The following is a 26,017-nucleotide window of genomic DNA, read 5'->3' on the forward strand; positions in this document are numbered from 1 at the left end:
CACTCTCCAGGTGAAGAAGCGTAGCGGGTCGTATCCGCGTGTTCGTGTCGAGGGCGGCGGCCGTGGGGTGGTCTCGCAGGCAGGGGCGGTGCTGCTGGCCGAGACGGTCCGCAAGTCCGCCCTGGACACCGCGATATCGGCGGCACTCACGCCGTGGCGCAAGCCACGGGCCGTGCACGATCCGGGCAAAATCCTGCTGGATGTGGCCCTGGCCGTCGCACTCGGCGGGGACTGCCTGGCCGACGTCGGCATGCTGCGGGCTGAGCCGGATGTGTTCGGCCCGGTGGCGTCCGATCCGACGGTCTCCCGTCTCGTCGACACACTCGCAGCCTCCGGCCCGAAGGCCCTTGCGGCGATCCGGGACGCACGTTCCCAAGTACGCGGGCGGGTCTGGGAACTGGCCGGTGCGAGCAGTCCGGCCGCCGACGGCGGTGTCATCGTGGACATCGACGGCGTGCTGGTCCTCGCCCACTCCGAGAAGCAGGACGCCACCGCGACCTGGAAGAAGACCTTCGGCCACCATCCCCTCGTCGCGCTCGTCGACCACGGCCAGGCCGGGTCCGGAGAGCCGGTGGCCGCCCTGCTGCGGCCCGGCAACGCAGGCTCCAACACCGCCACCGACCACATCGAAACAGCCCAACTCGCCCTGGCCCAACTCCCCAAAACCCTGCGGCGGGGACGGCAGACACTGATCCGTACCGACTCCGCCGGCGGCACCCACGCCTTCCTCGAGTGGCTCTCCAGGCCGGGCCGGTGGCTGTCGTACTCCGTCGGCATGACCATCACCGACGCCATCCACCAAGCCGTACTGAAGATCCCGAAGAAGGCGTGGACGCCGGCCTACGACTCCGGCGGCACCGAGCGGCCCGGCGCCTGGGTCGCCGAGATCACCGATATACCCGACCTGAGCACCTGGCCCAAGGGAATGCGGCTGATCGTCCGCAAGGAACGCCCGCACCCCGGCGCCCAGTTGCGCTTCACCGATCTCGACGGACTGCGGCTGACCTGCTTCGCGACCAACACCAAAGGCGGCCAGCTCGCCGACCTGGAACTGCGTCACCGCCGACGGGCCCGTTGCGAAGACCGCATCCGAAACGCCCGCGACACCGGCCTGCGCAACCTGCCCCTGCACGATACCGCGCAGAACCGGATCTGGCTGGAGATCGTCTCCCTCGCGCTCGACCTCCTCGCCTGGATGCCGATGCTCGCCCTGACCGGCGACACCCGCCGCTGGGAGCCGAAGCGCCTCCGCCTCCGCTTGTTCTCCGCCGCCGCCCAGCTCGTGAACACCGGCCGCCGCCACTGGCTGCGTCTGCCCACCCAATGGCCATGGACGCCCGTGATCACCAGCGCCATGAACCGGCTCCAGGCCCTCCCGAACCCCGGCTGACCAGCCAATTCGACCGTCCCAACAACCCGCACGACCACCCCGGGAGTGGAACCCGGCGCTCATCCGACGCGACAACCGGGCCATCAGTCTGCCCCGCCCCAAGAAAACGGCACCCCACACGCACACAGGGCTTGATCAAGTTCCGTGAGTGTCTGGGTTGTTGGTGATGCCCAGGATGGCGAGTGCTCGTTCGGGTTCGTGGCGGATGGCGCGGGTGGTCTTGGCGATGTTGTCGGCTCCGAGGGTCTTCAGGGTGCCGATGGCGAGGTTGCGGATGGTGGCCATGGCGCGGGGTGCGGTGCCGGTGTGAATGGTCGAGGCGTCCTCGGCAAACGTGACATCTCGGATGTAGTGGGAGGAATTTTCGATTCCCCAGTGCCCGCGGATGGCGGCGGCGAGGTCGGCGGGGCGGGTTTGATGGGCGGCGAGGCTGGTGACCGCGTAGACGTTCTCGCGGGTTTCGGGCCGGCCGGTGGGCTTGCGGCGGCGGTGGACCCGGATGGCGAGGTGGGCGTGGGGGAAAGCGATGCCGCCGAGGTTGTCGGCGATAGCGCAGGTTTTGATCGAGCGGGACTCGCGGCGGCCGTGGGCGGTGGCGGAGGCGGTGTGCTGGACCTTGATCGAGGTCCAGGGCAGGGCGGCGAGCTGGGCGTAGGCGGTGGGCTGGTTGGTCTTGATGACGGCGATGTAGTGGGCCTTCTTCGTCTCGACCAGCCAGGTGATGTTGGCCTTCACCGAGTGGAGGGCATCGAAGGTGACGACGGTGTCGGCGAGGTCGAGCGGTGCCAGCAGGGGTTTGAAGTGGCGCACTTCGTTGGTCTTCGCACCGACTTCGACCTGGGCAATCGTGGCGACGCGGTCGTGGGTGACCGCCGAGAGCAGGTGACGGCGCGGCGCGGCCAGGCGGGCTGAGCCCTTGAGGGCCTTGCCGTCCACGGCGATGACCTGCCGCGATCGGGTCTCGGGCACGTCCGCGGACGCGGTGATGCGGTGCCGGCCGGCCAGGTAGGCGCCCACAGCCTGGTCCAGGGCGTCGCCGTCAAGTGCCTGAAGGACGCGTCCGAGAGTGACCGGCTTGGGGCTGCGCCGCCAGCCGAGCAGGTGACGGCGTACCCCGAGGGATGCCAGCAGCGAGTTCGTGGCCCGCTCGCCGAACTCGGCGAGCTCGTCGATGCTCTTCGCGCCGCAGACAGCCGCGCAGGCACACACCAGCAAGATCGCCGTCAGCGAGTACCACCGGCCCCGGCGTGAGCGCGGATCCGGAACCGATTCAAGGTAGGGACGCAGGTCAGCGATCCGGTCCGCATCCAGCGGCCCCAGCTTCTCCAGCACGGCAGGGATAGGGGAAGATGCAACAGCAGGCACGGGACATCCTCGTGATCATCTGGCTTCGACACCACAATGATCACGAACCCCCGTGCCTGCTCTGCTATCCGCCCCTACCCGCTGATCGCCAACCCTCCACGCAAGCACGGAACTTGACGGAGCCCTGACACGCACAGAGTCCCCGTCAACGAGCTGACGAGGACTCATGAACGATCGAGGTTAGTGAGAACTGTCAGACGGGCGGGGCTCGTATTTCGGGTGTCGGGCCAAAAAGAGGCCCGGACGATGCATATATGGGAGTTCTCATGGGGGTTGGTGTGTCTCGCACGCGCAGGAATATTTTCGCGGCGATGGTGCTCGCGGGGGGTCTTGCCCTCACCGCATGCGGCGGTGGAGAAGCGGAAAGGGGAGCCGGTTCGGCGGAGCAGAGTTCTGCGTCCGGCGTCGACGCCAGTCAGCTGACCTTCAAGAACGGAACAGCCAAGCAGAACAACGCCGATCTCAGCACGGGAGACCTGGCTGACGAAGCGGCCCCGGTCCGCCAGGCCGGCGAGGCATCTCCGGTGATACGCAAGTGGGTCCAGCTGTCCGACAGTTCCGTGGGCGGTCTGGATTCCGTTGTCACCAATGGCGCCGGGTTCGTGCTCTACCGGTTCGACAAGGACAAGGCGAGTCCGTCGACGTCGAACTGCTTCGACGACTGCCAGAAGACGTGGCCGCCTCTCGTGGTCGCGTCCAACGGCAAGGTGTTCATCGATGGGATCGACAAGTCGGACGTCGGTTTCATCAAGCGCGGCAGGGGATTTCAGGTGACGCTCGGCGGCTGGCCGGTGTACCTGTTCAGCAAGGACCAGGCTCCCGGTGACACCAACGGGCAGGGCGTGGGCGGTACGTGGTTCGGCGTCGCGCCCGACGGGCAGAAGGCCGGCCAGAACTCCGGCGGCAGCTCCGAGCCCGAGGTGGATCCGGCCGGGGACGGCAAGGCGGGCGACGGCGAGGCCAAGCGGGAACTCGAACCCCGCGACAAGAAGGGCACTTACCAGCTCTCCGAGGACCCCTCCGACTCCGAGGGCACCACCGGCATCGTGAGCGGTACCGGATGCGTCAACACGGCGTCCTTCGGCACCGCCATCGCTCCGCAGGGCAAGGACTCCGCGGGACCGATCAAGATCTGGACCGGCGCGGACTGCACGGGCCGCTCCGCGCTCCTCCCGGAGGGCAGCGGAACCTTCAAGGACGTCGGCATCGACAAGATCCGGTCCATTTTCATCGGCCAGTTCGTCCAGTCGTAGGACATGGATCCGCGACGGGGAGAACCCCGCTCAGGGGCGCATTCGGCGGTCGTGTCCGACCGGCGGGTGCGCTCCTGTTCCGCGCCCTCCGGCCGGACCGCCGTGAGTCCGGACAGGGAGTGTGAGGACGGAGAGTTGGAGAAGATGGATTACTACCACTGGAACGACCGGAGCCTGTGCAAGCCGAGTGACGCCGACGACCTGTTCGCGGACGGCCCTTCCCAGAACCGGGCCAAGACGGTGTGCCGAGGGTGCCCGGTGGTGACCGAATGTTTGGCCTATGCCCTCGATCAGGGAATCGAGTACGGGGTGTGGGGCGGAATGACCGAACGCGAGCGCCGGAGCCTCTTGAGGCGCAAGCCCGACGTCCGGTCCTGGCACAGGTTCCTGGTTTCCGCGCCCTGAGGGGTGCCGTATGCCGCCGCCCGTACACAGCTCGGGCTCCCACCCGCCGGGGTGAGAGCCCTTCACCGCTGTTTTTCCGCCGTGGGCTAGCCTCGGGCTTTCATGGGCGTGCTCGTCCACGTCTTGATCAAATAAGCGGAGAGTGCACCTGACCTGCAACGATGGGACTTGTCTAGGGTCCTGTTGGCTGCACGGAAAGAAGCACTCTCCAGGTGAGCAAGCGTATCGGGTTGTACCCGTGTGTCCGCGTCGAGGGCGGCGGCCGCGGGGTGGTCTCGCAGGCCGGGGCCGTGCTGCTCGTCGAGACGGTCCGCAAGGTGGGTCTGGACACCGCGATATCGGCGGCGATGGCGCCGTGGCGCAAGTCGCGGGCGGTGCACGATCCGGGGAAGATCCTGCTGGATGTCGCGCTCGCGACGGCTCTGGGCGGGGACTGCCTCGCCGATGTCGCCATGCTGCGGGCCGAGCCCGACGTGTTCGGCCCGGTGGCATCAGACCCCACGGTCTCCCGGCTCATCGACGTCCTCGCCGCAGCCGGGCCGAAGGCGCTCACCGCGATCCGCACGGCGCGAGCCGAAGTGCGCACGCGGGTGTGGGAGTTGGCCGGTGAAGACAGTCCGGCCGCCGGTGGCAGCGTGACCGTGGACATCGACGGCGTGCTCGTCCTCGCCCGCTCCGAGAAGCAGGACGCCACCGCGACCTGGAAGAAGACCTTCGGCCACCATCCGCTCGTCGCGTTCGTCGACCACGGCCAGACAGGGTCCGGGGAACCGGTGGCCGCCCTGCTGCGGCCCGGCAACGCGGGCTCCAACACCGCCACCGACCACATCACCACCCAACTCGCCCTGGCCCAACTCCCCAGACACCTGCGGCGGGGCCGGCAGACACTGATCCGTACCGATTCCGCCGGCGGCACTCATGCCTTCCTCGACTGGCTCTCCAGGCCGGGCCGGTGGCTGTCGTATTCCGTCGGAATGACCATCACCGACACCATCCACCAGGCCGTGCTGAAGATCCCGAAGAAGGCGTGGACGCCGGCCTACGGCGCGGGCGGCACCGAGCGGCCCGGCGCCTGGGTCGCCGAGATCACCGACATCCCCGACCTGAGCACGTGGCCGAAGGGGATGCGGTTGGTCGTCCGCAAGGAACGGCCGCATCCCGGCGCCCAGTTGCGGTTCACCGACGTCGACGGGCTGAGGCTGACTTGCTTCGCGACCAACACAAAGGGTGGCCAGCTCGCCGATCTCGAACTGCGTCACCGCCGCCGGGCCCGCTGCGAGGACCGCATCCGAGGTGCCCGCGACACCGGTCTGCGCAATCTGCCCCTGCACGACACCGCGCAGAACCGGATCTGGCTGGAGATCGTCTCCCTCGCACTCGACCTCCTCGCCTGGATGCCCATGCTCGCTCTGACCGGCAAGGCCCGCCGCTGGGAACCCAAGAAGCTCCGCCTGCGGCTGTTCTCCGCCGCAGCCCAGCTCGTGCACACCCGCCGCCGCCACGGGCTCCGCTTCACGCCCCGATGGCCCTGGACCGACGTCATCACCCACGCGATCGGCAGGCTCCGCATCCTCCCGAACCCCGGCTGACCAGCCACTTCGACCATCCCGACAACCCCCACCACCACACCGGCGAAGTGGAACCCGGCGCACACCCGACGCGAGAGCCTGGCCCTCAGCCTGCCCCAGCCCCGAAAAGACCCCACCGCACAGACACAAAGTCCCCGTCAGCAAGCTGACGGGGACTCATGAACGATCGAGGCTAGTCGGCGCCGATTCCCGGCATCGTGACGGACGAGACGAGGTCGTTGAAACCGCTGCTCGACAGATTGGCCACCCGCGAGTGCTCGACGAGGCTGTACCTGTAACCGTGGAATTCCGGCTGGGTCCACAGGTTCACCCCGTACATCGAGGTGTTGATGACGGACGAGGCCGTCTTGTCGAATCCGGCGCCGTCGACGTAATCCTGGGCGAGCGCCGGCACCTTCGAGGGAACGGCGATCACCAACCTCCTGCCGGTGAAGTCGGCGTTCTCGAAAAGGCAGAGGGAGTTCGGCGGGCATTCCTGGCCCTGCGGCCAGGAGCGGGGGTCGGCGCTCGACCCGCCCTGCTGCCCCCGGACGGGGGTGGGACCCGAACCCGGCTCCGTGGACGTCTTCGACGTCGGCCCGGCGCCCGGCTCCGCCGAGGTCCCGGACGCCGGCCCGGCCGTGGACCCGGGCCGTGGCTCCGGGGACGTCCCCGTCCCCGGCCGCGCCGTCGAGCCGAGACCGCCCTGGTCCACCGCGAGCGGCGACGACAGCAGACCGCCGTCCGTATTCTCCAGCACCTGGCCGTCGGCCTTCTTGAGTCCGGCGCTCGGCCTGTCTCCGGCGCCGCTGCCGCAGGCCGCGAGTGTCAGACACGCGCCCATGCATATGGCCGCTGCGACGATTTTTCCGCGTGAATGTTGCACTAAATGCTCCGTAGGCCATAGTCCTGTGTGGTGTGCTTCCCACTGAGTGCTACGTTTCACCACCCGGCCGAGTTCAATGGCATTTCCGTACCCGTACGGGGCTGTCGGTAATGGCGTAGCTGCGGACTTCTATCAGATGTCAACGCGATGAATACGCCCCTGGGGGATAGTGGGATGGTCACACGACAGCAGGTGTGTACGCGGGGATCACGGGCGCCTGGCGCTGCGGTTCGCAGATACCGGCCGTCCCGTGGCGGTATGCGAAAGAGTAAAATCATGCACAGCAGCCATCACATCTTCCTGGGCGATTCCACGAATTGTCCGACATGTTTGGTCGGCTCCGTCGAATATCGGGCCGAGCTGAATCTGTCGCCGGGTCAATCGGAGAACCCGAACGAACTCCTCAGGGCGCTCCGGCGCAGCGCCTTTCCCTATCTCGCGCGGATCGATGAACTCACGCCGCGGGCCTCGCACGGCTTCCGCTTCGACGTGACAGGACGGCTCTTTGACGGAGTGCTGTCCGCGCGCGTCTTCTGCGACGCGATGACGGGCGTGACCGGCGGGAGCCGTGAGCACGACCCGATCGTCGCCCACCTCGTCGTGTCCGGCGCTCTGCAATTCACCCAGGGAAAGGTCTCCGCGGTCGTACTGCCCGGCCAGATCTGCATTCGCGACACCAAGTCCCGATGGGACTTCTCCGTCGCCACGGGCACGGAGTTCCGCGTGGTCTCGATCCCGCGCCACCTCGTCCTGTCGCGCATCGGATCGCCCTCGAAGCTCGACGGCGCGTACACGCTGGAGGTAACGGCTCCCCAGGGCCGGTTCCTGGAGAACTTCCTGGAAACCATCGAAAGCGCGGACATCGGCCTCAACAGCTCGCTGTCGGTGCGGAGCATGACACGTGACATCTGCACCCTGATCCTCGCGAACATCCTGACGGACCACTCCCTCTCGCGCCCGCTGAACCATCCCACGGAGACGCTGAAGCTGGCGAAGGAAGCCATCGAGAAGGGTATAGAGTGCGAACAGCTCACGCCGACGGTGGTCGCGGAGACCATCGGCGTCTCCCTGCGAACCCTGCACAGGGCGTTCTCCGCGTCCGGCGACTCTGTCATGGCGTACATCCGCCACATGCGGTTGCAGCGGGCGCACGACGACCTGATGGACCCTGACTGTTCCCTGAGCATCTCCGAGATCGCCGCCCGCTGGCACTTCTCCGACGCGAGCCACTTCATCAAGAGCTTCAAGCCGGTGTACGGCGAGACGCCTGCGGTCTATCTGAAGAACGCCCGGGGCATGGCTCACGGTTCGCCCGGGCGCGCGGACGGCTTCCTGGAGAGCGCTGTCTGACTACGGTCTCGCTGCGCCCTCCCGGCTGGCCTCCTCCACCTTCCGCCGGATGCCCTCCGCGTTTGCGTGACCCATCTTCTCCAGGATCTCCACAGCCTCGCGCCAGGACCTCACCGCGTCCTCGCGGCGGCCCAACCGCAAGTAGATGTCGCCGAGTTCATCGAGCGCGGCGGCGCCGTTGAAGGTGGCGCCGGTGGCGAGCAGAGAGGGCAGGGCCTCTTCGTACAGGGCCGCCGCCTGTTTGTACGCGCCCGACTCCCGGTGGATGTACGCGATGCTCAGGAGAGTGTCTGCGTAGCCCATGGCGTCCCCGCCGTCCTTGAGGAGGGGCAGCGCCTCTTGGCAGTAGGCCAGGGCCTGTTCGTATTGTCCGGTGTGTGCGAGGTACCACCCGACGGAATTGAGGATGCGTCCGGTGGTGACTGTGGTGATGCCGGCCGAACGGTGCAAGTCCAACGCCCGCTTCGCGTGTTCCAGAGCGCCGTGCAGGTCGCCCGCGCGCTCGACCACCCAGCTCGCCTGGCTGTGAGCCTTGCCGAGGAGGGCGGGATCGCCGAACTCGCCGAAGAGTTCCAGCGACCGGTCCATGTGAGCCAAGGCATCCTCCATGGAGCCCGAGGTCACGCTCGCCTGTGCGAGTGCGCCGTGCGCGTATCCTTCGGCGAACCGGTCGCCGAGCCGTCGAGCCGCCACCTGCGCCTGGTGGAAGACGGTGTTCACCTCGTTCCACTTGAACCGGCGTTCCTGGTACGGCCCGATGATCCAGGCCAGGAGCCAGGTGGTGGTGTCGAGGCGCATTGCGGCGGCCAGGTCGACGCAGGCCAGGACGACCGTGTGCTCGGCGTCGAACCACTCGCGTGCTGTGCCGACTGAGGTGCGCTCGCCGTCGAACTCCTTGACGTACGTGCCGGGTGCGACGGGCGGCACGTCGATGGCGGCGGGGGTGGGGACGGACGTCAGGTACAGGCGGGCGAGGACACCGGTGTGGAGGTAGTGGTCCAGCATGCGACGGCGTGCCGCTGTCGTCTCTTCCTCGCTGTCCTCGTCGTGGAGCAGCTCGGAGGCGTACGCGGCGAGCAGGTCGTGGGAGCTGTACCGGCCAGGGGTGAGCTCGTCGACGAGGTGCGCCTGGAGGAGTTCGTTGAGGACGCGGCGGGCGCGGGGGAGGGGGAAGCCGGTGAGGCTGGCGAGGGACGCGGGCGCGGCGTCGGGGCCGGGGTGGAGGGAGAGCAGGCGGAACAGGCGTGCCGCGTCGGCGCTCAACGCGTGGTACGAGTAGGAGAAGACGGCGCGTACGTCGGCTGCTGTGTCACCGGCATGGAAGGCGTCGAGCCCCCCGCTGCTCTGCCGCAGGTCCGTCACGATGGCGGAGAGCGACAGGGCGGGGCGCGTGGCCGCGCGACCGGCGATCACGGCGAGGGCGAGGGGGAGTCGGCAGCACAGCGCGACGATCTCCGCCGCCGCCTCGGGTTCGGCCGCGACGCGGTCGGCGCCCAGTCGGCGGGCGAGGAGGCGGTGGCTCTCCCCCGTGGTGAGGAGGCAGAGTTGGATGGGGTGTGCACCCTCGACGGCCACCAGACCCGCCATCTGGTCCCTGCTGGTCACGATGACGCGGCAGCCGGGCGTGCCGGGCAGGAGGGGGCGGACCTGGGCGGCGTCACGGGCGTTGTCGAGAAGCAGCAGGACGCGCTTGCCGCTGAGCCAGGTCCGGTAGAACGCGGCGCGCGCGTCCATGTCCTGGGGTATCTCCGCCGAGTCGACGCCGAGCGCGTCGAGTGCCCTGCCGATGGCCTGGCCAGCGGGGAGCGGGTCGGTCGCGTGGTCGAAACCGCGGAGGTTCAGATAGATCTGGCCGTCGGGGAAGTCGCCGGCGATCTCGTGCGCCCAGCGGACGGCGAAGGACGTCTTCCCGACCCCCGCCATGCCGGTGACGACTGTGATGGCCGTTTCCGAGGACGTGTGCGGACTCAGGGCGCTGGCGAGTTCGATCTCCCGGCCGACGAACGCGGCCAGTCCGGCCGGCAGTTGCGCGGGGGGCACCTGGGTGCGCGCGGGCTGGGACGGACTCGATGCCGTGCCCGCCGGGGCGGCCGCGGCAGCCGAGGCGGCCGACGGAGCGAGGTCGGAGTCCGCGCGCAGGATCCGCTGGAACATCGACTGGAGGCCCGGGCCGGGGTCCACCCCGAGTTCCGCCGCGAGGAGTTCCTGGATCTCCCGGTAGGTGGCCAGGGCGGCGGCCTGGCGTCCCGACCGGTAGAGGGCGAGCATCAGCATCTCCCGCAGCCGCTCGTTCAGCGGGTGCTCGTTGACCAGGCTGTCGAGCCTGCCCGCCGCGAGACTGTGACAGCCCAGCTCCATCTCGGCTCTCATGAGCAGGAGTTCGGCCGACAGCCGGTGGTCGTCCAGGCCGTGCCGCCAGGCGTCGGCGTACGCGCCGTGGACCCCCGACAGGGCCGCCCCCCGCCACAGGCCCAGCGCGCCGCGCAGCGGATCCAGCGCCTCCTTGAAGTCCCCTGTCCCCAGACTGCGTTCGGCCTGAGCGACCATGCTCCGGAAATCGTCCAGGTCGAGGGCCATCCGTGACGTGTCGAGCTGGTAGCCGTGGCCCGCCGAGGCGATGAGCGACGGGTCACCAGTGCCGTCCAGGGCCTTGCGCAGCCGGTGCACGTAGGTGCGTAGCGTGCCCCGGGCCGAGGCGGGCACCTCCGCGCCCCACACGGCGTCGATGAGTTCCTCCGCCGCCAAGACCGAGCCTCCAGCCAGCAACAACGCGACCAGTACGGCCCTCTGCTGCGGCGAGCCCAGGTCGACCTCCCGTGCCCCCCGCCACGCACGGACCGGCCCCAGGACGGTGAAGCGGATCTGCTCTGTCACTGGCCTCCTCCGAGCGTTTCCGGAAGCACGACGAGCATCAACGCACCGTTTGCTCACAGCCCTTGATCCGGGTCGTGGAAACATAAGCCATCGTGGACTGCACGACAACTTGGTCTCACGGATTGGGGAAGGGCCCCTGGGGGACGGTGTGGCCTTGCTTCTCGACCTCCCCGCGGCGCGAGTCCTGGCGCCGTCGGGGGCGGGAGGACGGCTCCGTCCTGCGGGCCTGTGAACTGTGGGACGTGGTGATCGGCGGAGTCGTCGCCTACGAGACGGGCCGTACTGGACGGACTACGGATGCGTCTTCAGGGCCGACACCACGGAGCGGGTCGGCGAGGTCATCGGCCGGCCCGGCGTTCCGTCAGGACGGGGCGACGGCACCGATCTCGTCGAGCATCTTCCGTGCCTCGGCGCCGAGCCGGGGTCCGGCGAGCCAGCGGGCATCGGTGGGGCCGACCGAGGTGTCGCTGATGAGTTCGAGTGTGCCGTCCGCCTCCGCTCGGAACCAACCGCCGCCCGAGGCACCGCCGGTCATGGTGCAGCCGATCCGGTAGAGCGTGGGCTCGTCCGACGCGAGGGACAGCCGTGTCGGCCGGTCCTGGCACGAGAACAGCAGGTTTCCGCCGAACGGGGCCTCCGCCGGGTACCCCCAGACCTTGAGGGTGGGGATCGAGGGGATGGCGGGGGCGTCCAAGGCGACCGGGATCGCGTAGCCGATTGTCTGCTCCAGCGACGTGTCCGGACCGCCGACAAGCCGTACGTGCAGGACCGCGTAGTCGAAGGGTGCCCCCGCGCCGCCAGACGCCTCGCCCTCCCGAGCCCAGCCGGGCGACACGCTCGCCCGGTCCGCCCACCAGACACCCAGCGGCGAGATCCGCCGCGACCCCCTGTCGGCGCTGCTCACCCTCGACAGCGCCTCGTTGTTGTACGACGGGACGAACACGATGTTCCGGTACCAGGTGCCGGTTCTTCCGCTGTGCACACAGTGCCCGGCCGTCCACACGAGACTCGACGCACCGGGGTGCCGCGGGTCGGTGACGGCGGTTCCCGAACAGGCGCGGGGGCCGTCGGGTGTATCGAAGAACACCTTGCCCAGCACCGCTGCCTTGTCGACGTAGGGCGGCTCCTGCGGCTGGGCCGCCACGGGGGCGGGCTCCGGGTCGGACACTCGCGAGTCGACCTCCGTGTCGTCGGACATCGCCATGTCGTAAGGGGCGGCGTCCGCCATCTCGGTCGATGTCCACGCTCCGGGTTCACGGAAGCTCCCGGCGGCCTGGGCCGCCGCGTCTGGCGCGGCCAACCGGCAACCGGAGAGGGCAAGGAGAGCCGTCGCGACCATCACACCCAGCAGCGGCCCGGACCACCCGCGCGTCCTGCCGTACCCTCTCATTCCGCTTGTCCTCTCATGTCGCTGTCCCATGACCGATGGTCTACGCCCTGCGCCCGGCGTACGACGTGTGTCGCCGCGGGGTATCGGAGGTGTGCGGCGCCGTCCTTGCTGAACAGGTACAACGGCGCGTCGCCGAGCGTCACTTGGTAGCACTCACGCGGCGCGATGAACCCGACGTCGGCCCGGTCGACACCCTTGAGCCGTTCCGGTCCGGCGGATCCGGGACGGTCGACACACCCAACACGGCTGCCGTCTCGTGGGGAGTTCTGCGGGGCGTCACGCTTTACCCAAACGTGACGCGATGCCCGAAGGTTTGCGGGAGGGGAGGGGGCCGGGGCGCGGAACGGCCTCGCCGCCCCCGTGCGCCCCGTCGAGGTCGGACGGCGGGGAGGGGCATACGGAGTGGCGAGGCCGTGGGACGGTACGCGGACTCAGAGACGGACGCCGTGCTTGGAGAGATAGGCGACGGGATCGATGTCGGAACCGAAGGCCGGGCCCGTGCGCACCTCGAAGTGGAGATGTGGACCGGTCACGTTGCCGGTGGCCCCCGAGAGCCCGATCTGCTGCCCGGCGGTCACGGTCTCGCCCGCCTTCACGTTCTGCCGGGACAGGTGCGCGTACAGCGTGTACTCGTGCTCGGCATGGCGGATCAGGACGTAATTGCCGTACTTCGGATCGGTGGCCGACATGACCACCGCCCCGGCCCGCACGGACGTCACGGGGGTGCCGACCGGGACCGCCAGGTCCACGCCGGTGTGATGGCCCGTGCTCCAGCCGCCCGCCTGACCGTAGGTGGAGGTGATGACGTACGCGTGTACCGGTAAGACGGCGTCGCCGTCATCAATACCCATTCTGCGGATCTGCTTCGGGTGCGTCGAGGGCGCCGCCACCGTCACCTTCGGTGCGAGGGTGATCCCCTTCTCCACGGGCTTCCTATCGGTATCGACCGGTGTTTCCGATGTCTCGATCACGCCGCCGTCGGGATGTCCCGCCGTTTCCGAGGGCGGCATCACACTGGCCGAGGGAAAGGGCGGGAAGGTGGTGATGGTCGGCGGGGGCGGCGGTGTCCTGGTGGCAGCGGTCCTCTGCTCACCCGACATGGCGTACGCGGTGACCGACCCGGCGATGATGACGCAGGCTCCCGAGAGGACGGCCAGCGCCCTCTTCGGAAGTCGGGGCCGGGGGAGCCTATTCGGTCTGAGGAGGTGCAACCGGCTCGGTCGGTCGGAGCCGAAGTACGAGCCCAGGTCGGATTCCGGTCCGGGGTCCGGTGACGGCAGCCGAACGGGCTCGGAGCTGGGCTCGATTGGCTGTCGGAAGTATTCCACGTGAAGTCCTCGGCCCTGTGGCCTACTTCGTGTGCGACGACGCCTGGTCGTCCTTCGGGTCCTGCTGGCGGAGAAGGGTGTGGGAGGTCATGGGGTCCTGCCTTTCGGGGGTCTGCGCTGTGGTGGGTCGTGGGGCAAGAGGGCGCGGTGGGCGTGTGTCCTTGGTGTCGGCGGGGAGTCGCACCGCCCCCGCGCCGGCTGTCCGGCGTGGGCGCGCGGATCGGTCAGGGCAGCACCAAGGACGCGGCGAACGAGGGGGGAGTCACCTGGGTCAGGGCGGACATCCGCCTCTCCGCGGCCTTGTACCGCTCGGTGCCCTCGGCGGCGCTGATCGCGTTCCACAGCGGCAGCAGCCGTCGGCCCAGGGGCACCGATTGCAGCGGTGACAACACCAACTCCCAACTGTAGAAGGCCCGTTCGACATCCTCTCGGGCCCGCACGTCGCCCTGCCGGTGACGTACCTCAGCCACCCGGAGCGCGAGGGCGGCGGCGGTGCCGTGGTCGCCCGTCAGATGGGCCACGTACGCCTCCAGGGAGCGTGCCTCGAGCGCGTACAGATGGTCCCGCCCAAAGTGGTGCACCGCCTGCCGCTCCAGCGCGGACGCCTGGATCTTGGCCAGGGCCAGGTCGCCGCCGGCGATGGTCTCGCAGATGAGGGCCACGTTCGCGGCTAGCTCGTCCGGCACTGTCACCGGGGCCGTGGCCAGGTCGTTCGGCACCGAGGCCGCGATGGGCGGGGCGCCGACGGGCGGGGCGGTGTGGCCTTCGGCCGCCGGTGGCGCGTCGGGGCCGTCGGCTCGCGTGGACCGGGCGGGTGCGGGCGGCGCCCCTGGCACGGACGGCTCGGTGACCACCGGGGCCGGAACGGTGCGGCGCAGGGCGGGCGGGACACGGACGGGCTTCAGTACGGTGGTGGCCGAGTCCATGTACGGCTCCGCCGTCACGTCGACCGGACGCTCGGGCTGCCGGGGGCCGCCCGCCTGCGGGGGCGCTGGAACCGGACCGGCGCCGGGCTCCGGGAGGGACCCGGATGCCGGGATCGGAGCGAGGCCGGGAGCGCTGCCGGACGCCGGGCCGGGTTCGGGTGCCGGGATCGGACCGGGGCCAAGGCGAGGGCCTGAGCCGGGGGAGGGCGCGGTGCCGGGACCAGGAGCCGGGGTCGGTACCGGTGGCGAAGGGGCGGCCGGAGCCGCTTTGGGCTTGTCGAAGGGAATCGGATCCCCCAGCAGTTCACTCGCGCCATCCTGCTGTACCCGGATGCGCAGTGTCGCCCGGCGCTGCTCGTCGAGGACCGATGCCTCCACGGGGCGCGCCAGGGCCACCGCGCGTCGGTGCAGATGGTCGAGCGCGGTCGTCCGGGCGGCGCCTCCGGTGGCCGTCGCGATGACGTCACCGTTGACGGTCACGGTTCCGTCGACGGCGATGAGCACGTGCCACAGGCCGCTCCCGGAAACGTCGTCCTTGTCGCCGTTCCTGGCCTTCCCGCTCTTCGCGGGCCTCGGGGTCTTCGGGGCGCGCGGCGTCGACCTGTCGGCACGCCGTTCCTGTCGGAACATGAGGCCTCACTGTCCTTCGATGTCTGGGGTGGAAGGGGACGGAGCGGGGGCGACCGCGTTCCCGGCGACCGCCGACACGGCTCGAACCAGGGGCCCGCTCAGCCCCGACGCGCGGGTCGGTCCGGTTCCCCAGGTCTGAGGGGCCCGTCCGGCATCCGGCACGGACCTCGGGGACATGACGACTTCGCCGACGCGCCCGCCGTGCCCCGCGATGCCGGACCGACCCGGACGACGGCCTGGCGTCCGCCCGTGGCCCCGGCCCGCCTCGCTGGCGCAGCCCGCGTTCCTGCTCACCGTCCCGCCCTCTCGACGACCGTCCCGGGCGGCCCTGTGCCGCCCGATCCGCCCCGAGTCCCGCGGCCGGGGCCGATCGTGTTCGGTAACGGCCGCACCTGGCCGCGCGGTTCAATTTCGATCAATCGGGTTCGGGAATGAACTGTCCCCGGGGATCGGGCCGTAGGTGGCTCTCGTGGGGATCGGAGCGGAGGCGGAAACCCCTCCTCCGGCCGGCCCGACAGCACCGGTACCGCGCCCGAAAGCCGCACCGGAATCCCGGACCCCTGACGGGTGGGGACGACGAACGTCCCTACTCGTCCGCGGGCTCCCCAGACCGTCGACACCGGCCCGGTGTCCGGTATGCCCGAATCGGCGCGTGCGGAGAAGGAGATGGACACGATGAACGCCTCGGCCGCGAACTCCCCGTCGGACCCTTGGGTGCGCGGTCCGGTGACGGAGCATCAGCCGTATGGGTTGGTGCCCACGTTCACCGATGCCTTCCCGGGATCAGCTGGTCACGGCCCCACGGACGTGCCCCACCTGTCCACTCCCGTACAGCCTCTCGTCGATGATGCGGCGGAGAAGAGCGTCAGCTGGGTCGGGGCCCATGGAGGAGCCGGGGCGACCACCTTCGCGGGAGCTCTGGGCGGAGTGGACGTCGGACACGCGTGGCCGGATGTCACGGAGGGACACCCCGGCGACATGCTGCTACTCGCGCGCACACACCTGTCCGGACTGCAGGCCGCGTCCAAGACGCTGGACGCGCTGCGGACGGGGAAGCATCCCGTCGGGCTGAACCTGTTGGCGCTCGTCCTGGTGGCGGACGCGCCCGGTCGTCTCCCGGTCGAACTGTGGCGCCGCGTCCGGGTCATGCGTTCCGTCGTGGGAACCATCAGCGTGCCGTGGATCGCCGAGTGGCGGGTGGGCAGGCCCGCGTCCAAGGCCCCCCGGGCCGTCATGCAACTCGCGGCGCTCATCCCCAAGTCCAGCACCGCACCCGAGGCCCACCGGAAAGATGCGTCGCGCCGTGAGGAGGTGTCCCGTCGGGAGCGGTCCGCGGCCCCGGGGCACCCCGTCCGGCCGGGTGGCCCGACAGGTCCCGACCAAGGTGCCCACGGCGAACCCGCGGTGCAGCTACAGCCGTTCGTCTACCCGACGCCGTACTCGCCCCAGCACGTGGTGCCGTCCGTGTACTCCACGCCCTCCACGCCCCCAGCACCGCACCCGGTCCATCCCGCGCCCACCGCGGGCCGCGCTCAGCACGCACCAGCCCCGAAGGACCGACGATGATCCACGACACCGCCGCCCGCGAGGTCCTCGCGGCGACCTTCAACCCCGGCGCCGACGCGGACTTCCTCCTCGGTCTCCTCGCCTGGTGCGCCCGGGCTCCGCCGGCTCCCGCATCGATCCCGCGGCGCCCGCCGTGCATCGACATCTCGCGCATCGGCGAGTCCGACACCCAGCTCACCGCCGCGGCCATGCTCGCCGCCTGGTCCGACGGGCTCGGCACGGTCGCCGCCGCGCACGCCCTCGCCGACGCCGGACTCGCCCCCCCGCCGCTGGTACTTCACCGTCCTCGACTAGCTGTGGCGCCCGCTGCGCGCCGCCTCCGGCATCGTCGACCGCATCGACGCCCTGACCCGCCTCAACCGCTCCCTGGGCCTCGGCGACGCGAAGATCACCCACACCCTGAAGGACGCCGAGGCCCTCGGCAGCGAGTCCGACCGAGCCAAGGCGCGCGGCTTCGTCGAACGCGCCGGCATGGTCGTCTGCGCGGGCCTGCCGCGCACCGAGATGGAGGAACTCGGCCGGGTCGTAGGGCTGTCGGAGCGGGAGATCGACCTCGTGTCGTCCTGGTCGTCGCCCGGCTGGGCTGTCACCGGCGGCCACGAGGAACCGCCGGGGCGCGGCCGGTTCCTCATCAAAGTCGGTGGCCGCCCCGGCATCCCCATCAAGGTCGCCATCACCCAGACCGAACGCGACCTGCACAACACCAACAGCCGCTGGACCGCCGGGGATCAGTCCCGGACCGGCGCGCCGGGGCGGACCGCGTGAGCGCCCGCCCCCGTCACACAGGCAACGAACTCGCCCCGTGGGCCATCGTGTCGGTGGCCGCCGTGGCGCTGCTGCTGTCCGGCACCGTCTGGCTTGGTGGCACCACGGCCGCGGCCCTGAGCGGCGCCGGCTGGAATCCCCCGCCGTTCGCCCTGTCCACCTTCGCCGAACTCGCCGCCCACGGACCGGAGAAGAGCTGGCCCGGTGCCTCCCCGCTCGTCGTCTGCTGCGGCATCGTGGGCGCCTTCGCCCTGGCCGCCGCACTCGTCGTCCTGGTGGTCAGCCGCGTGGTCTGGTCCGGACGGTCCAAGACGGGACTGGCCGGGGTGCGCGAACTCGCCGCGCTCGCCCCCGCGGGCATCGCCGCCCGCGCGAGGGACCTGCGCCCCTCCCTGAAACTCCACAAGGAACTCCACGCCGACGAGACCGGCAACCTGCTGGGCGACCTGATGCCGAACGGCCCCGAGCTCCGCTCCTCCTTCGAGGACGTCGAACTCGACCTCATGGCCCCGCGCGCGGGCAAGTCCACGGGCATCGCGATCCCCCGCGTCCTGCGCGCCCGCGGCGCCGTCCTGCTGACCTCCAACAAGTCCGACGTCTACGCCGTCACGCGCGCCGCCCGCACCGAGGTCGGCAGGGTGTGGACCTTCGACCCCCAGGGCATCGCCCACGCCCCGCGCGAGATGTGGTGGGACATGCTCGCGGACTGCGCCACCATTGAGCGCGCGCGACGCCTCGCCGGGCACTTCGTGGCCTCAGTCAACGACGATTCGTCGAAGAAGGACCTCTGGATCTCCGCCGCGCAGAACACCCTCACGGCGCTCCTCCACGCCGCCGCGGGCGGCAAGCGGCAGGTCACCGACCTCCTCGCCTGGCTCGCCGACCCCGCCGACCGCACCCCCATCGACCTACTGCGCGACATGGGCATGCACGCCTTCGCCGAGCAACTCCAGGGCACCGTCCGCGGCGCCGTCGAGACCCGCGACGGCATCTACGAGACCGCTCGCCAGTGCGTGTCCTGCCTGCTCGACCCCGAGATCGTCGCCTGGGTCACCCCGCAGCCCCACCCTCCCGAGTTCCGTCCGCACGAGCACGTCCTGTCCCGGGACACCCTCTACCTGCTCTCCAAGGACGGCGGCGGCTCGGCGGCCGGGGTGGTGGCCCGCATCGCCGACGGCACCATGCGCGCCGGGGTGATGGCCGCCGAACGCATGGGCGGCCGCCTGGACCAGCCCATGACCGCCGTCCTCGACGAGGCCGCCAACGTCTGCCGGATCTCCGACCTTCCCGACCTCTACAGCCCCCTGGGCTCCCGCGGCATCAACGTCGTCACCCTCCTGCAGAGATACCGGCAGGGCAGCCGGGTCTGGGGCGAGGCGGGCATGGACGCCCTGTGGAGCGCCGCGACCATCAAACTCCTCGGCGCGGGCCTGGACGACGCCGACTTCGTCGACAAGGTCTCCAAACTGGTGGGACAGCACGACGTGGCCACCGTGAGCGTCTCCCGCAGCAAGGACGGCACCTCGCGCTCGACGTCGTACCGACTCGACCCCATCCTGCCGCCGGACCGCATCCGCGCCCTGCCCAAGGGCACCGCGCTCCTGCTGGCCACCGGCGTCAAACCCGCCATGATCCGGCTGCGCCCCTGGTTCAAGGAGCCCGGCGCCGACCTCATCTCCGCCGCCGCCAAGGAGGAAGCGGACGCCATCACCCGCCGGGCCGCACAGAAGTGGGCCGGGCATGGCATCGAACACTGAAGGAACCGGCATGAGCGCGACGGACGGGAAGACGCCGGACGGCGGCCGGTGGGGCGACGGCATGTCGTCCGACACCGGGGGATGGGTACGAGGCGCCCCGCCCCCGGGCGACGCGAGCCTCGGCCACCTGCTGATCGATGAGACGGAGTTGAGCGAATTGTTCCCGCCGCACGGGAAGGTGGCGCCCGAGCCCGAGCCGGGCGCACCCGCGAGCGCACCGCCCCCCGCTCTCAAGCCAGCTGACGAACCGCCCTTCATCCTCTACAAGGCCGGTAAGGACTTCGGCGACGCCATGGCCAACCTGTCCCTGTGGGTGCACGGACTGCTGCTGCCGGTCTACGGCCGTGAGATCTCCTCCACCGCCCCCTGGTGCCCGCGCTGGTACGAGCACCTGGAGGCCGTCGGGCAGCTCTACGGCCTCTGGATGGCCTGGCAGGACCTCACCGGCCAGGCCTCGCCCCTGACCGGCCCGGCCATGTGGCACCGCGACTACCTCACCCCCGTGATGAACAACCTGCGCGATCCCTCGGGGATCTTCGCCGGCTGTAAGCCGGGCCAGCACCGGCACAAGGAACCGCCCCCGGTCGAGGAGCCGTGACCGGCACCAGGGGGAACCGGCTGCCGCGCGTCGACGCCCTGCGGGGCTTCGCTCTGCTCGGCATCCTCGTAGTCAACGCCCAGATTTTTGCAGGCACTTGGAGCCTGCCCGTCGGACCCGGTACCCCGCCCGCCGACCGGGCCGCAGTGTGGCTGATCACGGTCCTGTTCAACTCGAAGTTCTACCTCCTCTTCGCCTTCGTCTTCGGCTACAGCTTCGTCCTCCAGGAGAAGGCCGCCGCCCGCGCGGGCGTCCTCTTCACCGGCCGCCATCTCCGCAGAGTGCTGGGCCTGTTCCTGATGGGCCTCACCCACGCGGTGCTGCTCTACCCGGGCGACATCCTGGTGACCTACGCCGTAGTCGGCCTGATCCTGTTCGCCGTACGGCGGTTGAGCGCACGGGCCGCGCTCGGTGCGGCCGCCGCGCTGACCGTCCTGCTTGCCACCGTCTTCCTCGTGGTCGGCGTGCTCTCGCTGGGGGTGGACGGCGGCCACCTCACCACGCAGACCGGGCAGGCCGAGACCGCGCGGCTCGCAGCGGGCTACCGCGGCGGCCCGCTCTCGGTCGTCCGGACCAATATCGAGGAGTACCGCCGAGCCCTCGGCGGCGTCCTCGTCTACGGCCTCCACCTCGTCGCCGCCGCCCTGACCGGCTACGCCGCCGGCCGGAAGGGCCTACTGGACCCGTCGACACCGGTCTCCGCCCGTACGGCCGCCCTGCGCGGCCGGCTTGTGGCGGTGGCCCTGCCGACCGGCCTGGCCGGGGGCGTCTTCACCGCGATGTGCACCTACGGCCCGCTCGACCCGCGCTGCTACTACCTCGGCCAGGCGGTGGACATCCTTACCGCACCCCTGCTCACCGCCGTGTACGTGACCGCAGTGCTGTCCCTGCCGAACGGACGGTTCGGCAGGAGGATCGTCGGGGCGCTGGCCGCGGCGGGCCGGACGTCCCTGTCGCACTACCTCCTCCAGTCCGCCGTCATGGCCTTCGTCTTCACCGGCTACGGCCTCGCCCGCTACGGCACTGTCGGCCCGGCTACCCTCGTCTGCGCCTGTGTGGCCCTGTGGACCGTCCAACTCGCTGTCTCGGCCCGCTTCCCGCGCATCGCCGCGCACGGCCCCGCCGAGACCTTGCTGCGCCGCGTGACGTCGGGCCGCCCGGCTCCGCGGTGAGGGCCGGGGGTGCGGGGAGGGACTGTTGCCGCAGGGACCGCAGCCGAACGGACGGCCCCGAGGCGTCGTAGGCCAGGTGCGTTTCGCTGGCCAGGCCGCCTCGGGGCCGTTCAGGTGCCGGTGTGCGGAGCCCCGTCCGCCGGTCAGATCCTTTGGGTGGTGGACGGATTCTGCGATGCCTCCCAGGGCCGGCGGGCGGAGCGGGGGTCCTGGGGCACGGGCGCGCCCCGAGTCCCGCCTGGAGCACCTTCACCAAGGGGCTGGACCGGGTGGGACGCGGCGGCATGGGCGATCTGCGGCGCGGCACCCGACGTGTACGTGAGAGGGGTCGTGCCATGGCCACCGGGTGCGTGCGGTAGGAGCCAGTTGGGCAGTGGGGGATCCGTGTACGAGGTAGTGGGCGCTGCCTGCGGAACCGGTGAGGGTGCGTGCGGTAGGAGCCAGTTGGGCAGTGGGGGATCCGTGTACGAGGTAGTGGGCGCTGCCTGCGGAACCGGTGAGGGTGCGTGCGGTAGGAGCCAGTTGGGCAGTGGGGGATCCGTGTACGAGGTAGTGGGCGCTGCCTGCGGAACCGGTGAGGGTGCGTGCGGTAGGAGCCAGTTGGGCAGTGGGGGATCCGTGTACGAGGTAGTGGGCGCTGCCTGCGGAACCGGTGAGGGTGCGTGCGGTAGGAGCCAGTCGGGGGAGGGAAGGGCTCGCTGAGGGGCGGGAGCGTAGACGGGAGCAGACTCCCGGGAATGGTAGGACGTCGGCATCGGAGCCTGGGAAGCCGCGCGCACCTGCGCGAAATGGGCCTGTGGCCGGGCGGCGGACCATGGCCCCTTCCAGTGCGTCGCTTCGGACCTGGCCGCTGCCAGCCGCTTTTCAACCCTAGCCCTGCTCGCCGAGTCCATCACCGTGTCGCTGCCCGCGCGCCTCAACTGTCGCCGGTCGTGCTGGAGATCGAGTATCTCCCTTTCCTTCAAAGGGTCCGCGCGGAGGTGCCGGACGTAGTCGTTCACAGTCGACGCCGGTTCGGGAACCTGGGACCCTTTCATGTGCAGCAGAAGCAGCGCCTCGAAAGTGATCTTCTCCGGGCCGGTCAGCGCGTTCCAGGCCGGCTCCGAGCCACGAAAGCCTGACAGGTGGCGGGTGATCCATTCCGCCCTTCTCCCGAGTCTGATCGACGCGGCGGTCCTGGTCTCCGGCCTTTCCTTTGGGGTCACGAGATAGTTGCTGTTCAGGAAATCTCTCAGATGCTGCAGCTCAAGGAGTTCGTTTGGCTTCAAGGACGGCATGTATTCCCCTCAAGTGTTCTCTGCGCGAATCAGTGGGACGCGCGGTCCCGTGAGGGAGCGCTGGAGGGCCCGGAGGCCGTAGTGGACGCGGGACTTCAAAGTGCCCTTCGGGACGCCCAGGACGTGGGCCGCCTCCTCCAGGGTGCGGCCGTGGTAGTACACCTCGAAGAGGGCCTGACGGTGGGCCGTTGACAGGGTGGCCATGCCCTTGCGCACCACCATGGCCGTCAACACCCGCTCGGTGTCATCCGTTTCGGAGGTGTCTACCTCCTTCCACAGGTCTCCGTCGGTCTCCGGTGGACGCGACTTGTGGCTGCGGTAGTTGTCGATGACGAGGTTCCGTGCGACTCGGAACATCCACGGGCGCAGCTCACTGTCGCCGATGCTCCCGTAGGTGCGCCAGCACCGCAGCAGCGTCTCCTGGACGATGTCCTCGGCGCGTGCCTCGTCGCCCCGCAGGAGCCGGCTCACGTACGAGTGCAGGGCGAGCACCTGGGTGCGGTGGTCGGCGCGGTTGTCATCGGCGGCCGACCGGGTTGATCCGTCGGACCCCATGAACGTCCAACTCATGATCACTCCTAGTGGTGTCCGGGCTCGGGGGTGTCCCGGCGCGCAGCGGCTGCTTCCGTCAGATGGCCTTCCAGCGGTGACCCACCTCCGCCGTGGGAGCGGGGCGCGGCGAGTGCGGCCGTCCCAGGACGGACCGGCGGGAACGGCGGCGAACAGGGGCGGTCCGGCGGGGCGACGTGGCCACGTGCTGTGCCGTCCGGGCCGCGGAGGGCATGACCTGGAGCGCAACCGGCCGCGTGTCACACCGCGCGGGCGCGGCGGAGCGAGGGTGCGCGTCCAGTTCACTGGCTCGGACCGAGCCGTTCGCCGAAGAGGGAGGAAGGCGGAGGTAGTGCGGAGGGGCGGGCCGGTCAGCGGGCGGTGGCCTGGGCCGCAGCTTCCTCGCGTACGTCCTGAACGTTCAGGTGGGCGGCCTCGCCCGGGCACTCAATGGACATCCAGTCCCGGTGGCCGCCGAGGCCCGGGACCCGGGGGTCTTCCATGACGTGGGGCTGCGGTAGGTGATCGTCGCCCGGGGATCGAGGCCGTTCAGCGCGGCGAGCGCGGCCGTCAGCCGGACCAGAGACGCACGCATCCGGGACGAGGGCTTGTCCGTGCCGTGCCGTGCCGCACGCGCCGAGCACGGGCAGTCCGGCCGTGACGGCGCCTGCGGGCGCCAGAAGACGGCGGCGCGTGGAGGGTGCCCTGACCTGCGTCGAGGGCGTGCTGTCGGTATGCATGCTCTTCACCATGGACTCCGTCAAGATCGGTGTCGTACACCGACACCTACGGCGCTGCGTGGAAGTTGAGTTCACTCCTTTTCGGTGCCCCCAAGGGCACCTGACGGAGGGTGGGAAAGGGACCGCATCACGTCAGGGGGGCGACTTTTCGGCCAACCGCGAGGAGGGTCGAACCATGCCGTTGCACTCCCCGTAGTAACGACTGGGCACCGGAGCCGCCCAGGTGGACCACTGACCGTTCCCCCCCCGTGACGGATAGCAGCCCACCTGGGCTTTCGACGGCACCAGGGCGTACGTACCCCACACGAGCCGCTCACCGTCTCACGTGTCGCGAGCATGGCCTACGGGGCTTCCCGGCAGCCGAGTTGGGCTCGCCGTAGAGCCGAATCGGCCGTGACGCGCGTCACGTTTGAACTTTGAACCTCTGGGGGGGTCCGACTCGGTGTGTCTACCAGACCTAGCGGGGACACACGGGAGATACACAGATGGCGATTCTGCGGCCGCGAGCCACAAAAGCCACCAGTCATGAGGCGGTCATCAGGGCTCTCTACCTGGAGCACGGCAATGCGCTCCTGGCGTACGCGACACGACTCACCGGCGATCGGCCGCTGGCGGAGGACGTGGTCCAGGAGACGCTGATCCGGGCGTGGAAGCATCCCGAGGTCGTCTCCGACCCGAAGGGGTCGCTCCGCGGCTGGCTGATCACCGTGACCCGCAATCTCGTCGCCGACCGCTATCGCGCGAAGGCGGCCAGGCCGACGGAGGTGGGGGAGAGCGAAGGCACGGCTCCGGTCGAGCGGGACCACGCCGACAACGTCGTGGAATCCGTCGTCCTGATGGAGGCCCTCGCCCAGCTCAAGCCCGATCACCGGGACGCCCTGATGGAGGTCTACTACCATGGGCGCACAGCCGCCGAGGCCGCGGTGCGGCTCGGCATCCCGGAGGGGACCGTCAAGTCCCGTGCCCATCATGCTCTGAAAGCGCTGCGCAAGGTGTACGTGGGCAAACCCGGGAGCGATATCGAGCTTCGAAAGGTTGCAGTGTGACCGCGCAGGGGCACTCCCATGACGAACTTCTCGGCGCGCACGCGCTGGACCTTCTGACTCCGGACGAGCAGTCCAGAATCGAGGAGCGGATCGAGGCATGCGAGGTATGCCAGGTGGAGCTGGATGATCTAAGGCTGCTGAGGGCTGACCTCGGCGAGGTGCCTCCCGAGTTCTTTCTGGAAGGCCCGCCGGAGGACGGCGAGTTGATGCTGCAACGCACCATGCGGCAGGTCCGGGAGGAGCAGTCCGTGGCCCGGCGCCGCAGGACGCTCCTGATCGGCCTCGCCGCGGCTGCCTTGGCCGGCACGCTGCTCGGCGGGGGCTATGTCGCGGGGCAGGCACAGCGGACCGCGCGGGCACCGGAGGCGGCTGCTCCCCGGCAGCAGGGCCCGGCCGTCTCAGACGAGGGGAAGAGTGGCTCGGCGACGGACCCCGGCACGAAGGCGAAGCTGTCTGTGAGGATGACGCCCGCGGCCGGGTGGGTCCGTGTCAACGCCGCCGTGCGCGGTCTTCCGACCGGTGACAGGTGCACGTTGGTCGTCTACTCCGGCTCGGGCGAGCGCGCGATCGCCGCCACGTGGGTGGTGGCCGAGCAACAGTCGGCGAAGGCGGACGAGGTGAAGCTCTCGGGCTCCGCCGCCGTGCCCCTGGCGGACGCTACATCGGTGGCGGTGGAGAACCAGCAGGGGAAACGGATGGTCACGGTCAAACTCTGACGGGCAGACATATTGGCCTTCTCGAAGGACCTGATCGAGGCGCGCGGGGGACCGGTCGCCCGGTGCCGAGCCCCTGGATCCGGTCCTTTTCCCTTGTCCGGATAGGGGGCGTCGTACGGTGGGACGGCCTCAGTAGTCCGCGGTGTCGGTCATCAGACCGCGATACGCCGTCAGCTGCTCCTTGAGGGCGCATGAGGCCATCGAGCCCGACAGCCGGAGCCTGAACTGCTCCTCGGCCTGACGTACGACGTCGGCGACCAGGACCACGTGGTCGTGCCGCCGCACCGAGTGCAGGATGGCGGCCTCCGCGGCCGCCCGGGCCCGCCGCCAGTCGTGCGCCGACGCCGCATCCGTGATCCGGTCCTCCCGGAGGGCGGCCGCGCGTCGACGGAGCAACAGCTCCACAAGTTCCGTCCATTGCATGCGATACATATAAGGAGTAACGGTTCCGGACCCGATTTGGATC

At 70.0% G+C, this 26,017-nt stretch carries 20 protein-coding genes and 1 pseudogene; 12 read left to right on the top strand and 9 right to left on the bottom strand.

All coding sequences use genetic code 11. The features are described 5' to 3' along the window. Window positions 1-10 precede the first annotated feature (10 nt). Entirely contained in the window at window positions 11-1,390 is a 1,380-nt protein-coding gene (locus tag OG568_RS60790; RefSeq protein ID WP_329538500.1) for an IS1380 family transposase, read from the top strand. A gap of 135 nt (window positions 1,391-1,525) precedes the next feature. Here the strand turns inward: OG568_RS60790 and OG568_RS60795 are convergent, their stop codons facing one another. Then, a complete protein-coding gene (locus OG568_RS60795; RefSeq protein ID WP_329538431.1) occupies window positions 1,526-2,722 on the bottom strand; it encodes an ISAs1 family transposase in 1,197 nt (398 codons plus the stop codon). A 344-nt stretch (window positions 2,723-3,066) separates the two neighbouring features. Here OG568_RS60795 and OG568_RS60800 point away from each other — a divergent pair, with 344 nt between their 5' ends. From OG568_RS60800 to OG568_RS60810, 3 genes are all read left to right on the top strand, one after another. Continuing rightward, window positions 3,067-4,008, top strand: coding sequence for a hypothetical protein (locus tag OG568_RS60800; RefSeq protein WP_329538501.1), 942 nt, complete (start codon window positions 3,067-3,069; stop codon window positions 4,006-4,008). A gap of 144 nt (window positions 4,009-4,152) precedes the next feature. Continuing rightward, window positions 4,153-4,413 carry a WhiB family transcriptional regulator gene (locus OG568_RS60805; RefSeq protein WP_329538572.1) on the top strand — a complete coding sequence of 87 codons (261 nt, stop codon included), beginning with the start codon at window positions 4,153-4,155 and terminating at the stop codon, window positions 4,411-4,413. Between the two features lie 212 nt (window positions 4,414-4,625). Further along, window positions 4,626-6,002, top strand: coding sequence for an IS1380 family transposase (locus OG568_RS60810; protein ID WP_329538502.1), 1,377 nt, complete (start codon window positions 4,626-4,628; stop codon window positions 6,000-6,002). A 172-nt stretch (window positions 6,003-6,174) separates the two neighbouring features. On the opposite strand, the gene OG568_RS60815 is transcribed toward OG568_RS60810, so the two are convergent. Continuing rightward, complete coding sequence (locus OG568_RS60815) at window positions 6,175-6,825, bottom strand: peptidase inhibitor family I36 protein (RefSeq protein WP_329538503.1); 651 nt, start codon at window positions 6,823-6,825, stop codon at window positions 6,175-6,177. 318 nt (window positions 6,826-7,143) lie between these two features. Between OG568_RS60815 and OG568_RS60820 the strand changes: the two genes are divergently transcribed. After that, a complete protein-coding gene (locus tag OG568_RS60820) occupies window positions 7,144-8,217 on the top strand; it encodes a helix-turn-helix domain-containing protein (RefSeq protein ID WP_329538504.1) in 1,074 nt (357 codons plus the stop codon). Here OG568_RS60820 and OG568_RS60825 read toward each other — a convergent pair whose 3' ends face one another. From OG568_RS60825 to OG568_RS60840, 4 genes are all read right to left on the bottom strand, one after another. Then, window positions 8,218-11,091, bottom strand: coding sequence for an AfsR/SARP family transcriptional regulator (locus tag OG568_RS60825; RefSeq protein WP_329538505.1), 2,874 nt, complete (start codon window positions 11,089-11,091; stop codon window positions 8,218-8,220). A gap of 361 nt (window positions 11,092-11,452) precedes the next feature. After that, window positions 11,453-12,391: a trypsin-like serine peptidase gene (locus OG568_RS60830; RefSeq protein ID WP_329538506.1), complete on the bottom strand. Its 939-nt coding sequence runs from the start codon at window positions 12,389-12,391 to the stop codon at window positions 11,453-11,455. 521 nt (window positions 12,392-12,912) lie between these two features. Beyond that, on the bottom strand, window positions 12,913-13,407 hold the full coding sequence (locus OG568_RS60835) for a M23 family metallopeptidase (protein WP_443078013.1): 495 nt from the start codon (window positions 13,405-13,407) through the stop codon (window positions 12,913-12,915). A 626-nt stretch (window positions 13,408-14,033) separates the two neighbouring features. Continuing rightward, entirely contained in the window at window positions 14,034-15,365 is a 1,332-nt protein-coding gene (locus tag OG568_RS60840) for a hypothetical protein (protein WP_329538507.1), read from the bottom strand. A 666-nt stretch (window positions 15,366-16,031) separates the two neighbouring features. Here OG568_RS60840 and OG568_RS60845 point away from each other — a divergent pair. From OG568_RS60845 to OG568_RS60865, 5 genes and pseudogenes are all read left to right on the top strand, one after another. Next, a complete protein-coding gene (locus OG568_RS60845; protein WP_329538508.1) occupies window positions 16,032-16,931 on the top strand; it encodes a DUF6668 family protein in 900 nt (299 codons plus the stop codon). A gap of 106 nt (window positions 16,932-17,037) precedes the next feature. Then, window positions 17,038-17,696: pseudogene (locus OG568_RS60850) on the top strand (ATP/GTP-binding protein); the annotation flags it as partial. Continuing rightward, complete coding sequence (locus OG568_RS60855) at window positions 17,693-19,453, top strand: type IV secretory system conjugative DNA transfer family protein (RefSeq protein WP_329538509.1); 1,761 nt, start codon at window positions 17,693-17,695, stop codon at window positions 19,451-19,453. The pseudogene OG568_RS60850 and the gene OG568_RS60855, both read left to right, overlap by 4 nt. 10 nt (window positions 19,454-19,463) lie before the next feature. Next, a complete protein-coding gene (locus OG568_RS60860; RefSeq protein WP_329538510.1) occupies window positions 19,464-20,051 on the top strand; it encodes a DUF4913 domain-containing protein in 588 nt (195 codons plus the stop codon). After that, on the top strand, window positions 20,048-21,223 hold the full coding sequence (locus OG568_RS60865; RefSeq protein WP_329538511.1) for a DUF418 domain-containing protein: 1,176 nt from the start codon (window positions 20,048-20,050) through the stop codon (window positions 21,221-21,223). The genes OG568_RS60860 and OG568_RS60865 overlap by 4 nt, the downstream gene beginning before the upstream one ends. Window positions 21,224-22,509: 1,286 nt before the next feature. On the opposite strand, the gene OG568_RS60870 is transcribed toward OG568_RS60865, so the two are convergent. Next, entirely contained in the window at window positions 22,510-23,070 is a 561-nt protein-coding gene (locus tag OG568_RS60870) for a sigma-70 family RNA polymerase sigma factor (protein WP_329538512.1), read from the bottom strand. A 350-nt stretch (window positions 23,071-23,420) separates the two neighbouring features. Next, window positions 23,421-23,552 carry a hypothetical protein gene (locus OG568_RS60875; RefSeq protein ID WP_329538513.1) on the bottom strand — a complete coding sequence of 44 codons (132 nt, stop codon included), beginning with the start codon at window positions 23,550-23,552 and terminating at the stop codon, window positions 23,421-23,423. Between the two features lie 722 nt (window positions 23,553-24,274). On the opposite strand from OG568_RS60875, the gene OG568_RS60880 reads away from it, so the two are divergent. Further along, on the top strand, window positions 24,275-24,835 hold the full coding sequence (locus OG568_RS60880) for a sigma-70 family RNA polymerase sigma factor (protein WP_329538514.1): 561 nt from the start codon (window positions 24,275-24,277) through the stop codon (window positions 24,833-24,835). Further along, on the top strand, window positions 24,832-25,551 hold the full coding sequence (locus tag OG568_RS60885) for an anti-sigma factor family protein (RefSeq protein WP_329538516.1): 720 nt from the start codon (window positions 24,832-24,834) through the stop codon (window positions 25,549-25,551). The genes OG568_RS60880 and OG568_RS60885 overlap by 4 nt, the downstream gene beginning before the upstream one ends. A 129-nt stretch (window positions 25,552-25,680) precedes the next feature. Here OG568_RS60885 and OG568_RS60890 read toward each other — a convergent pair whose 3' ends face one another. Continuing rightward, window positions 25,681-25,974, bottom strand: a complete 294-nt coding sequence (locus tag OG568_RS60890; RefSeq protein WP_329538517.1) for a hypothetical protein — start codon at window positions 25,972-25,974, stop codon at window positions 25,681-25,683. Window positions 25,975-26,017 lie beyond the last annotated feature (43 nt).

The sequence above is a fragment of the Streptomyces sp. NBC_01450 genome (assembly GCF_036227505.1).
Classification (GTDB): domain Bacteria; phylum Actinomycetota; class Actinomycetes; order Streptomycetales; family Streptomycetaceae; genus Streptomyces.